This window comes from Paenibacillus sp. Root52, from assembly GCF_001426865.1.
Lineage (GTDB): Bacteria > Bacillota > Bacilli > Paenibacillales > Paenibacillaceae > Paenibacillus.
This window is the reverse complement of sequence record NZ_LMFO01000001.1, coordinates 374,857-387,369: the sequence shown is the minus strand read 5'-3', so window position 1 is coordinate 387,369 and position 12,513 is coordinate 374,857. Positions and strand designations below refer to the sequence as shown.

Sequence of the window (12,513 nt, the reverse complement as noted above, 5' to 3'; positions counted from 1 at the left end):
TGATATGCCTTGCTCGCTCTTCGTCGCGCATTCATTCGCGCTGCCCAATATTTTTATTCACTCAGGCTATCCCAGAACGCTTGGAATGCACCTTGCTCAACTTCAAGGAATACCGGTACATTGCCGTAACGCACTAGACCTTCACCGAACAGAACCAAGGAAACTTGCGTTTTGTCTTGTAGCGTAAGATAGATCATTTTGCGATCTTCCTGTCCGTACAGTTTCTCTTCCAGCTCTGGACTGGTTGCAATCGGCTTGGCAGCATTTAGCGCCGAGACAAAGGCATCCAATGATTCGTCTGCTGGTAGTTGTTGCAGCTCCTGCAATCCATTGTTCCAGCTAGCAAAGGTTTCCCACTGCACCTCTGTAATATTACCTTCAATATGCAGCTTACCGATGAGATCGGCACCAGTATTAATAGTGATATCATTATTCTTGTCAAATAATTGTGCGTACACCTGTCCATCAATTTCAGTGTATGACATGATTCGGAAGTCTTGATCGTACCCGTTTACTGCGTATATGTCTGCTTCACCGATGTTGGAAGCAAGCTCCGTATACTGATCTTGGCCGCTTAGCTCATTGATGCCACCTGTTGTCGTGCCAAGCTTTTCACCTCGCAAGGCAAGGGCATCTGCACCGTCAAGTGATGTCGCTGATTGGGTATAGACATTGCCCTGATAGACAACCAATTGCAGCATGCTTGCCTTAGCCCCTTTTCCATCCGCACTTGGTAATTCCGTTTTTGGAATAACAACTGAATTATCCGATGAATTTGGTGTATTGGTTTCATTCGTTGGATTAATTCCACTCGATACCACATTCGTCACCGGCGCACTCGGTGCGTTCCATTGCTGCCATACACTAGGTGCAGCTATCCCAATACTCGCAACAATTGCAACGCTGGCTGCGATGTATAGAGGTTTACGTTGACGCTTTGGTTGCTGGCGCTCTGCATTCACACTTTGCTCTATCCGTTTTTTCATTTGATCGTCTGTTTTCATCGAATCCACCGCTTTCTTATAATTTCGTCTGAATTGTTCCTCGTTCATAGCTGTTCTTCCCCTTCCAGCTCCAGTTTCAACAACTGTCTTCCCCGCTGTAATCGCATCTTCACTGCTGACTCACTAATTTGTAGTATGGCTCCGATTTCTCGGATCGGATAATCTTCGTAATAATATAGGTGAACCACCGATCTATACTTGACAGGCAAGGACAGCACAAGTTCAATCAACGCCTGATCTTCAGCGTTTTCCGTTGTAAGGGGATCTGCGCCCTCCAGCTTAACCTCCCGTTTGCGCCAATCTCTGCCTAATAAAGACTTGCAGTGATTGGTGATGACCCGAATTAACCATGCCTTCTGATGCTCTGCGTCGTTGAAGGTGGGGGCTTTTTCTATGAATTTGATGAAGGTATCGTGAGTAGCTTCCTCTGCGTCCTCTCGTCTGCCAAGGTGTACCATGGCAATCCGGAACAACGTATCCGCATATGCCTCATAGATACTCATCACTTGATCGCCCGGCTCGGGCACTGATCGCTGCATGGTGTCTTGCCCTCCTTTATATGTTAAACACTCTTACGGACGGCATTTGGTCACATTTTGTTTTTAATATTTTCGAGATGGCCTTGGCCTGTACGTAAAATCCGTAACCAAACTGGAGTTTACAGTCCCCATTTATCAAAACAAAGAAGGCTACTTCGTAGGATACCAGTCCCGAAATAGCCTTTTGCTCACATATTATTATTGATCAAATGTTTGTTTAAATGATAGTGTGGCTTTTACTTGTTCGTAACGAACGAGCATCCATGATCATTTTTAGCTATTTCAAGGTTGCCTCCGATGGTCGTTCATCCAGATGGGCAAGGATACGGCACAGGATAATTGCTAAGATAACATAGACAACGATCATACCTACGATACCCTGCCAATCCTGCACACTGTATAGCACCCCTCCACCTGTTCCACTAACACTTGAACCAACATAGTAGAAAAATAAGTACAGTGCATTCGCCTGGGATACATGTTGCTTCGCCACAAGGCCTACCCAACTGCTTGCGATGGAATGTCCGCCGAAGAAACCAAAGGCAAACAGCGCAAGTCCAACAATTTTCACCCACAAGTCAGCATACAGTGTACATAGTGCCCCAGCAAGAATGATGACAAGCGTCAAAATTAGGACATGTGCCCTGCCATATCGATCTGCCATTCTCCCCATCCAAGTGCTGCTTAAGGTGCCCATAATATATACAACAAACAGACTTCCAACAACAGATTGACTAAGGCTGTACGGCTCTCCAGTTAATTCAAAGCCAATATAGTTAAATACCGTTACGAAGCCACCCATCAACAGAAAACCGAGTCCGTACAGACAGAGCAGACGTGGGTTACGACATTGGGACCATAAAAGCGGCATAATACGCGAGAAGCTTACAGCACTCTTGACGTAATTACGTGAAGGTGGAATAACAAGCCAGAATATCAGAGCGGCGCATAAGCCCAGAACACCTATAAAACCAATAGCTGTCCGCCAACTGAACCAGTCTGTAATCACACCGCTAATAAAACGCCCTGCCATGCCTCCAATGGAATTGCCGCTGATGTATAGACCCATAGCATAGCCCAGACTGGAGGTGTCGATCTCCTCAGCCAAATAGGTCATAGCTGTAGCTGGAAGCCCCGCCAGTGCGACACCTTGAAGGATACGGAGTAACAACAGCTCTGTAAATCCTGAACTAAACGCGCTCATTATAGCGATAAGAGATGAGATCACTAACGCAGCGGTCATGATATAACGACGCCCGACCAAGTCAGACAAAGAGCCCACAAATAGCATCGTAAGTGCCATAGCAACGGTCGTTACCGAGAGGGTTAAGCTAGACTGGGCAGGCGTAATTGCAAAAGCTGTACTGATTTCAGGCATCAAAGGCTGCAAACTATATAATAATGCAAACGTGATAAATCCTCCGGCAAACAGTGCAAGACTGATGTTTCGAAATGTCGTCGTTCCCTGCTGAATCATTGCATTTTCCAACTTTCTGGCAGGAATGCTCCCTGATCGGCTGTTGCCAGATCGCTTGCGTGAAGCCTTCCATCAATCGTTATTTCGTGAACAGTTTACGCTCCATATGGGTCAGAAACTCGAAACCATCTGGAGTCACGATCACCGTATCCTCGATTTGGAAGCCACCAGCACCAAGCTCATAGTAAGGCACCTCAACACAAAGTACCATACCGGGCTCCAGAATGTGCTGGTCACCCGGGGAGAGGGTTAGATCATCATACAGCTCCAGACCAATAGCATGTCCTACATGCTGACGTCGATAATGAGGGATACCTTCGCATTGTACGCGTGATACCGCTGCATGAAATACGTCCGACGCTTTGACCCCTGGGCGCACATGTTCAAGTGCCGTCTCCCATCCACTTTTTACCGCATCAAAATGCTTTTTCATCCAAGGTGTAGGCTCACCCGCAACCACTGTGCGACCGGTATCTGCCCAATACCCTTCCAGTTGCAAACATAGATCGAAGCGAACCTGGTCACCTGATTCTATCGTGTGGAAATAATTCTCGATCAGAGGCAGCGCACTTCGTGGCCCTGCGCCTACTGCAGTCATCGCCGGAATCCCGCCGCCTTTCATCACGGCTAGTCGATAGTGGTCTGCAATCTGTTTCTCATGAACTCCTGCTTCGATCAGATCAATTAATTCCTTCTCAATCTGTTCATTCAGAACGGCTGCTTCTTGTAGCCGACTCACTTCATAGGATGTTTTGATCAACCGGATATGTCGAAACAGGGCATAGGAAGGTATAACGGCTTCATTCGGCACCGTTTTCTTGATACCCTCCAAGATCTGTGGAGCTATCCGCATTTCATCAATTCCGATAGGCTGATGCTCAATACCCAACTGTTTCAGTGCCGCTTGAAGCGCATCTAACGGACTTTTGTGAATAACTGTGGATTGTAGCAAGGAATAGAACAGATCAATATCCGGGGTTGAAGGCTTGCCTTCAATCGTGCCTTCCACGAAGAAATCGCTGTATGCAAAAATATCAACGTTCGTTATGCCAAATTGTGCGACTACTCCCAGACGATTGGTTGGGATGATGATACAAGGTCTTGTCGATCGATCCGCAGGAAGTACCGCATAAATTTGCATCGTCCAGTTACTCGCACGCAGCTGTGAGCCAATGACATATTGGATATTCTCCGGTGTAGTCGCAATTAGAGCTGCAATCCCTTTTGCCTTCATCACTTCTTCTGCCCGCTCCCAGTTCAAGCCAGCACTACGAGAACTCTGTTGTGAGCCTACTTCTTCCATGTAATCAAGACCTCCTTTGTTTTTTTCTTCCGCCCAGCATGCCTTCCATTCCTGTAAGCGAACGCAGAACCAGCCTAATCAGAAGAAACAGCACCAGCGCAAATGCAATTAAAACAACGGATACCACCGCTATCGTAGGGTCTTGCCATTTTTCCATATACAAAAATAACTGAATAGGCAACGTGTAACTGTCCTGCCGCAAGAGTAATAATGCAGCTTCGACCTGATCAAATGTAAATACAAATGCAATAGAGCCTGAAAGAAGCAAGGACAATTTAAGCTGTGGCAGCGTTATAGTAAAAAATATCCGTATCGGGCTTGCGCCCATATCCGCAGCAGCCTCCCGATATACAGGCTGTAGGTTGGCGAGTGCACTCCCCACGATCGTCAGAACGAAAGGTAGAACAATGACTGCTTCACCCAAAATCAGGGCAAATAAGCCGCCTGCAATATTCATTTTGGAAAAGAGAATCAGGTAAGCAATACCCAGCGTGATTTTGGGCATGACCATTGGGGAGACGAAGAAAGCCCGCAATAACCCTGATCCACGAAACGGATATTGTACGATGGCAAGCGAAGCTAGCGTTCCAGTTACAAGAGCCAGTAGTACGGCACCTGTAGAAGCAATAAGACTGTTCTTGAACGCGTGCAAAAACTGGGTCTGCTCCGCTAGATTAGCGTACCACTTCAGTGTGAACCCTTCTGGTGGGAATTTGCTTGCTGATCCCGAGCCTACTGACGTCATCACGATCATAAGCAATGGTAACAGCAGATATACGGCTACCATGCCTGTAAAAACATAGAGTAGCAGCTTCGTAAGCCTGTTAGAGCTAACCATGTGCCTGCCCTCCTTTGCGGGAACGTCTAAACATCAGCATGTCCGCGCCTTTGTTGACAATAAGTGAGACAACGATGGAGGATACCAGCAGAAACAAGCTAGCAACGGCTGCCATAGGCCAATTCGTATCCAGTGTTCGCTGATATATGAAAACGGGCAATGTCATTACCCGACCTCCCCCAATAAGCTGAGGTGTGGTGAATGCGGTTAGGCACAGCGTAAATACAATCTGGATACCGCTTGCAATGCCTCTTGCCGATAAGGGCAGCGTTATGGTAAAAAAGGTACGCCAGCTGCCCGCACCTAGATCCTGAGCAGCTGCTTTGAGGGAAGCATCACTTTGCGATAACACATTCAGGATAGGAAAAACCATAAATGGTAGAAAAATATGAACTAGTGCAACCACAACACCCGTCTCGTTATACATCATGTTGAAGCCTTCTTCGGTAATCCCCAGATGAGTGAACAACCCGTTCATCATGCCTTGTCTTGATAAAAGCAACTGCCATCCATAGGATCTCACAACGGCGCTAACCAGCAAGGGTAGAAACGTTAATAGGAGCAACCACTGCTTCAAGCCTGGTTTCTTCAAGCCCGCGATGGTGTACGCCAATGGATACGCTAGCAGCACACTCCACAATGTAACCTTGAATGCAATCCGAAACGTCGTCCCAATCAGTTTCCAGTAGTACGGGTCCGTTAGAAAAGCACGGTATGAAGCCCAGTCCCATCCCCGGATTAATTTGCCGTTCTCATAAATGTCGAAGCTGTATCTGCCAAAGATCAGCAAGCTGCCGAGATAGACGACTCCCATCAACGCTAAAGCAGGCACGAGCAGAAGAAACTGGGTCATCCAGTGACGATGCTGAGAAGAATACAAATTGACAGCGCGTTCAGTTACCCGTTTCATGGTTTATTCTCCTGATTCGATTCAGGCTCAGGTTCAGATAACAGCAGTGCATCATCCGGGTCAACTCCAATCCGTACGATATCACCTGACGCATATCGAGATGCACCTCGCTGATGCAGAACGGTCGCCTGAATACGTAATTCGGACGTTATTTCCAAGGTGTAGCGTATACTTGCGCCCCCATACACGCTCTCAATCACCCTGCCTTCGAAGGAATTCACGCTGCCCTCGGCTTCGGCACCAAGACGAATATACTCATAACGTAACGACAATACGGACGGTGTACCCGTTGGTTGGGCGCTTCCTCCCCTGTTTTCTTTCACGATAAGTGTATGACCGAAACAATCAACGCGAACAACCTCTCGATCTGATCCTAATACGGTTACGTTGATAAGGTTCGTATCCCCGATGAATTTCGCTACAAAATGATCCGCAGGATTCTCATAAATCTCATCGGGCGTCCCATATTGCAGCAGCTTTCCACCTCGCATGACACCAATTCGATCAGACATATTCATCGCTTCGCTCTGGTCATGTGTGACAAAAATGAATGTTCCTCCGAACTCCCGCTGAATACGTTTCAGCTCATGCTGCATATCCAGGCGCAACTGCATATCAAGCGCAGAGAGCGGTTCATCAAGTAACAACACCTCTGGCCGGTTAACTAGCGCACGGGCTATAGCCACACGCTGAGCCTGTCCTCCCGACAGTTGCGAGATAGCTCGGTTGCTGTAATCTCCAAGCTGTACTAATTCAAGCATTTCATAGACTTGCCGTTTAATCTCCGCCTTCGGTGTTTTTTTCACCTTAAGACCATATGCAATATTGTGGAATACATCCATATGAGGAAACAGTGCAAGCTGCTGGAATATCATGTTACTGTTGCGACCATAAGCAGGAACTCCCGTGACATCGCGTCCTCCCAGTAAAATGACCCCTTCATCTGGCTGTTCAAGTCCCCCCAACATGCGTAGCAGCGTTGTTTTGCCACAGCCACTTGGCCCCAGAAGGGAGACGAACTCTCCCTTTTGAACCTGAAGGTTAACCTGATCAACGGCGGCTCGCTCTCCATATGTCTTCCTGACACCTTTCGTTTCAATGGAAACGGTATCTTGTCCGCTGTTCATTTTATTCCTCCAATGCATCCAGCTCGTATGGCGAACAGAGTTTTGTTATTGCAGCTTCGTTTTTACCAGACGATCCCACAGTTCTTTCCAAGCAGAGCTGTTCTGTGCCAGCTTGTCCCAATCCGGATTAATGCCGTTACTTTGTGTTTCAACGGAGAAGGAAGGATCATCCTTATACTTATCTGGTACTGTTGCAGTAGTGCTAGTTACAGGCGTTCCGGTAGCATCTGCATAACTTGTTAGCGACTCAGCATTCAACAACTCGTTAATGATCTCGTTAGCCACCCGAGTCTGTTCAGGTGTCGATCCTTTGACGACTTGCAGTGAATACGGAAAGGAAATCGCTCCTTCTTCAGGATAAGCAACAGCTAGTGGTGAACCAGCGTCAATCCATGTCTGAGCAACTTGAGCACTGAACGGTGCAATAAGAGCATCGCCTGATTCAAGAAGTGCTTTTAATTGATCATTGGAAGTGACGAGTGTACCCACCTGATCACTATGATCCGCCACGTACTGGAATGCAGGCTCTGGATTATCATATGAAGCACCAATCTCTTGGCCTTTAACCGCAATTAATGGTGAGATGTAAGAATAGAACATGTAGTCCCACAGAGCAGTTTTTCCTTTGAATTGCTCGTTCTCCCACAGGTCATTCCAACTCGTTGGCGGCGTTTGAACAAGATCTTTGTTGTACACTAATGCAAAGCTGGATACACCCCAGACGATCCCTTTATTATCCGGCTGATGAAATTGTTCAGGAATATCCTTTATATTCGTCACAATGCTTGTATCAAGTGGTTCCCACATATCATCGTTCAGACCTTTCGCCGTAGCGTCGGCATTGAAGTAACCAAAGTTAACGATTGGATCGTCAGGATTCGCTTGTTTGCCGGCAACCATCTTCGGATACATTACAGAGTTAGTGGATTCTTCAAACGTTACTTCTACGTTTGGATGTTCTTTTACGTATTCAGCAACAACTTCTTTTGGTACAACATCCTGATTGGAACCAGCCCAAATGAACATCGTGAGCTTCACCTTTTCCCCACCAGATCCTGAAGCATCCGTTCCTTCGGAAGAATTGCTCGTAGTACTCGCTCCCCCGCAAGCTGAGAGTACGAGTGAAGCAGCCAGTGTGAGAGAAGCTAAACTGAGAAAACGATTTTTCTTTGATTTAAACATATTGAATTTCCCCCATCGAATAAGTGATATAGGCCAACAAAATCATCTGATTAAACCTATTTAGTTGATGTGTTTCAATAAAACGTTAACTTTTTCTTCGTTTTCTTTCTCATTGAAGCCCAATCTGCTGTCGCAAATCTTCCATCATTTCAGGTATATCGTGAGGCGTTAAGGAAGCATTGCCTGCAAATCTATGTTCAACAGCATTCATCGTCCGACGTTTCAAGTAATCACGGAGTGCAAGCGGATAGTTGTTCAAAGCATTGACCAAAGCCAGCTGCATCTCATCACTCCACAACGTTTCATACTTCTCTCTCGTATGGCCGTAGTTGAAGTCCTTCGTCTCCTGCTGACGTTTATTGACACGCTCAACCCGAGTCTGCTCCTCATCCAATTCTGAATCTCGAATCACAACGCCGTACCGTTCGAATGCCTGATGATTCGATACTAGCCCACTTCTTACATCCTTCAGCACGAGTTGAACATCTCGTTCCATAGGATCACCATATCCGCCGCCACCTTGGGATAGAAAGGTAACCGTATCTCCCGGTTGCAAAAGCAGTTCATCGATTCTACCTAACTGCTCTTCGGTATCAAGACCAACATTCAGAATAGCCTCACCGTGTGTACCCACACCGCCTCCAAGCCTACCCCATGGTTGGAACTCCATGCGTTCCATATTTCTTGCTGTCATCACCGTATCCGGTGTACGAATCCGAACACGAAGCTCAATCCCACTTCCACCTCGGAAGGTTCCTGCTCCTGCCGAATCTGGACGAAGACCGTAATGTTCAATCATGACCGGCATCTCAGCCTCCACGGTCTCGGCTGGAATATTACGCAGATGACCTACCGCAAAATCCATACCATCAATCCCATCCTTCATCGGTCTGGCACCTGATCCACCACAGATCGGCTGTATGACACCGACTTTTTTCTTCCCGTCGTTTGCATCGGTCATCGCCATCATGACGATGCAAGCTTGTCCTGCTCCTGCCGCAGGTACTTTGCTCGCCTGTGCTTTACTCAATGCTCCGGTGATTACATCCATCAGGCGAATAAAGGTTGCCGCCCGAGCGCCGACCGCTGCCATCGGCTCTGGATTAAGAATGGAGGCTGGCGGCGCATAATTGCGTACCAGTCGAATCATGCCAGAGTTCCACGGAATAGTTGGATCAATTGTACGAAAATAACGGATTAAAGCAGGTACCAGCATGTAGTGTCCTTGTTGGTTATGCGTTGGAATGTTAAACGATGCCCTGACCTGTGGATCGGAACCATTGAAATCGAGATAGATATCGCTCTTGCTGATTGTCATGCTGCATCGTAGACGTATCGGATACCCGCCTGGTCCCTTTTCAAGGTAATCCCAGAATTCATATGTTCCATCTTGAATGTCACTGACAATAGCACGCGCTTTCAGCTCCGCGTATTCCAGTAATTGTTCAATGCCCTGTTCCACTCGCTCTACGCCATATCGCGTAATCAGTTCGCCAATCCGCTGTTCTCCCCGATTCAATGCCGCCATGAGCGCTCGGAGATCACCCAAATTCTGTTCAGGAATGCGGCTGTTGTCCAGAAACATACGCTGTACAGTTTCATTAAGAACGCCAGCCTCATATAATTTAATAGGCGCAATCCGAATGCCTTCCATATGAATATCATAAGCGCTGGGAGATACACTTCCAGGCACCTTGCCGCCAACATCTGATGAATGCACAAAGCACATTCCATATGCAATAATGCGTCCTTCATAGAAGAAAGGTTTGATAAGGTGCATATCTGGAAGATGAGTTACCATGCCTTGCGTGGCATAGGGATCATTGCAAATGACGATATCGCCCTCTTGCCAATCTTTCACGCTCTGTATCGTTGCAGCAGCGGGGATTCCAAGAGACAGATTGTATCCCGTTTCAAGTGGAGAGCCAAATGTCTCACCTGTTGGGGACAGTAAGTATGTTCCAAAGTCACCGGTTTCTTTGACAAATGCAGTAAAGCCCGTGCGTAACACAACATTCGCCATCTCTTCAACGGTTGCTTGAATCCGATTATTGAAGATCTCGAGAAAAACTTTATCCACGATCATCATTGCATCACTCCAATCAAATTCCCGTGAATATCTCTGGACACCGTAAAGCCTGCGGGAATGAAAATGGTCGTATCATATTCCTCAATAATGACGGGTCCCTGTATAACATCATCGAGAGGAATCTGAGTCCGGGTACACACCTTAGCTGTTCTGGGAATGTTGTCAAAAACAATCATGCGTTCTTCTGGTTCATTCTCATCCAACGATTGGTGAGCTTCCACTTCATGATCTATGCTGTTGTTCGATGGCACAACGCCTACAACACTTACTCGAAGACTGATAAACATAACCTCAGCCTCGGCCTGACTAATACCGAATACATGTTCATAATGTGAGTGGAATTTGGCTTTGGCGAGCTCTGGGTTATTAATCTCTTCAGGTGTAAGTGCAATTTCCAGATCGAAAGCCTGTCCCTCATAACGCATATCAGCACTGAATAAGCAGTACACGGTCTCCAGCTTCAAGCTTCCTTGGGCTTCTTCTTGAACCCAGTTCCGTCCCTTATGTTCTAGTGTCTCGAAATGGTTAGCCAATTCTCCTGGAGCCAGAGCCTGACTGTTCTGGTGTAACGAAAAAACGAAATCATTGCGCAAGTTGGCTACCGTACATCCCATGGCGCAAAGCGTTCCCGGTGAAGGCGGAATGAGCACTCTGCTTATTCCTACCTCGCGAGCCATCAAAAAGGCATGCATCGGACCAGCACCGCCGTAAGCAAGTAGTGTAAAATCACGTGGGTCAACACCCTTTCGTGCCATTAAAGGTGAGAATTGGGCATACATATTAGCCGTCGCTACATCTAGAATTGCTTGAGCCGTTTGTGTTGCATCCAGCCCCAGGGTGTTACCTAGTCGATGAAGAGCACTTGTTGCAAGCTCTGGATGAAGTTGCATTTGTCCACCTAAGAAGCGATCCGCTTGCAGAATGCCTAGCTGAAGATAGGCATCTGTTGTGGTTGGGTCAAGTCCTCCCCTGTCGTAACAAGCTGGACCTGGACTTGCTCCTGCACTTCGAGGTCCTACCTTAAGGACACCTACTGAATCGAGCCAGGCAATAGAGCCCCCACCCGCACCGATCGCCGTTACATCGATTGCCGGAATGATCACTGGGAAATCCCCTACCTTGTTGTCAGTCGAATAAGCGGGATGTACATCAATGAGAGCCACATCGACACTTGTACCGCCCATATCAAACGTGATAACTTGTTCAATGCCTGCCGTATGTGCGATATGCGTTGCTGCGATGACACCTGAAGCAGGACCAGACAACAGCGTACGGACAGGTTCACTTGCTGCACTTGAGGCTGTCATCATGCCGCCATTAGACATCGTTGATAGCAGATTGGCCTTTAACCCATATGCTTGTATACCTTCTTGTAACCTTTGAAAGTACGATCCCATTCGTTCCCCGACATAAGCGTTCATCGTGGTAGCAAGTGTACGCTCAAACTCTCGCTGCTGCGGCCATATCGTGCTGCTGGTGCATACAAAAAGATGGGGATGTCGCTGCTTAATCCGTTCTTCTGCTTGTTTCTCATGAGCAGGATTCACGTAGGCATGCAAGAAGCTGATCGCTAGAGCCGTAATCCCTTCTTCTACTAATTCATCTACAGCCTGTAGGAGCTGTTCTATAGACAGTGAGTGCAGCACTCGACCATTTGCCAGGACACGTTCATCGATTTCCTTAACGAGATGCCTTGGGACAAGTGCCTCCGTTTTGTCACCGTACAGATTGGTTGTATCTTCTAATCGCAACCTACGAATCTCTAGAATGTCACGAAACCCCTTCGTTACCAGAAGTCCCGTTTCTGCACCATTTCGCTCAATTAGCGTGTTGACCCCAAGCGTTGTCCCATGGACAAACAGATCGATGTCTTGAATATCCACACCGCGTTCTTTAAGCTGATCAAGTGCATTAAAAATAGCCTGTTCAGGCGCTGCTGCAATGGATGGTGTCTTGAGGGCGGTGACGATTCTTCCCTGGTCGTTAGTGACCAGAGCATCCGTAAATGTGCCTCCAATATCAACGCCTAAACGGTACATGGTGT

Annotated in this window: 10 protein-coding genes; all 10 read right to left on the bottom strand. The window is 47.3% G+C overall.

The window, feature by feature from the left end; genetic code table 11:
• Nucleotides 1–53: 53 nt before the first annotated feature.
• A complete protein-coding gene (locus ASD24_RS01715) occupies nucleotides 54–1,052 on the bottom strand; it encodes a hypothetical protein (RefSeq protein WP_056690551.1) in 999 nt (332 codons plus the stop codon).
• Nucleotides 1,049–1,543, bottom strand: a complete 495-nt coding sequence (locus tag ASD24_RS01710) for an RNA polymerase sigma factor (protein WP_056690548.1) — start codon at nucleotides 1,541–1,543, stop codon at nucleotides 1,049–1,051. The genes ASD24_RS01715 and ASD24_RS01710 overlap by 4 nt, the downstream gene beginning before the upstream one ends.
• 277 nt (nucleotides 1,544–1,820) lie before the next feature.
• A complete protein-coding gene (locus ASD24_RS01705; protein WP_056692472.1) occupies nucleotides 1,821–3,020 on the bottom strand; it encodes an MFS transporter in 1,200 nt (399 codons plus the stop codon).
• Between the two features lie 79 nt (nucleotides 3,021–3,099).
• A complete protein-coding gene (locus ASD24_RS01700; protein WP_056690545.1) occupies nucleotides 3,100–4,323 on the bottom strand; it encodes a M24 family metallopeptidase in 1,224 nt (407 codons plus the stop codon).
• A gap of 4 nt (nucleotides 4,324–4,327) precedes the next feature.
• The gene (locus ASD24_RS01695; RefSeq protein ID WP_056690542.1) at nucleotides 4,328–5,161 is read right to left on the bottom strand and encodes an ABC transporter permease; all 834 of its coding nucleotides are present in this window, start codon (nucleotides 5,159–5,161) and stop codon (nucleotides 4,328–4,330) included.
• Nucleotides 5,154–6,071, bottom strand: a complete 918-nt coding sequence (locus tag ASD24_RS01690; RefSeq protein ID WP_056690539.1) for an ABC transporter permease — start codon at nucleotides 6,069–6,071, stop codon at nucleotides 5,154–5,156. The genes ASD24_RS01695 and ASD24_RS01690 overlap by 8 nt, the downstream gene beginning before the upstream one ends.
• Nucleotides 6,068–7,198, bottom strand: coding sequence for an ABC transporter ATP-binding protein (locus ASD24_RS01685; RefSeq protein WP_056690536.1), 1,131 nt, complete (start codon nucleotides 7,196–7,198; stop codon nucleotides 6,068–6,070). The genes ASD24_RS01690 and ASD24_RS01685 overlap by 4 nt, the downstream gene beginning before the upstream one ends.
• A 45-nt stretch (nucleotides 7,199–7,243) precedes the next feature.
• Nucleotides 7,244–8,380 carry an ABC transporter substrate-binding protein gene (locus tag ASD24_RS01680; protein ID WP_056690533.1) on the bottom strand — a complete coding sequence of 379 codons (1,137 nt, stop codon included), beginning with the start codon at nucleotides 8,378–8,380 and terminating at the stop codon, nucleotides 7,244–7,246.
• 109 nt (nucleotides 8,381–8,489) lie between these two features.
• The gene (locus tag ASD24_RS01675) at nucleotides 8,490–10,469 is read right to left on the bottom strand and encodes a hydantoinase B/oxoprolinase family protein (protein WP_235540265.1); all 1,980 of its coding nucleotides are present in this window, start codon (nucleotides 10,467–10,469) and stop codon (nucleotides 8,490–8,492) included.
• Entirely contained in the window at nucleotides 10,466–12,508 is a 2,043-nt protein-coding gene (locus ASD24_RS01670; RefSeq protein WP_235540365.1) for a hydantoinase/oxoprolinase family protein, read from the bottom strand. Before ASD24_RS01670 ends, ASD24_RS01675 begins: the two co-directional genes overlap by 4 nt.
• Nucleotides 12,509–12,513: the final 5 nt, after the last annotated feature.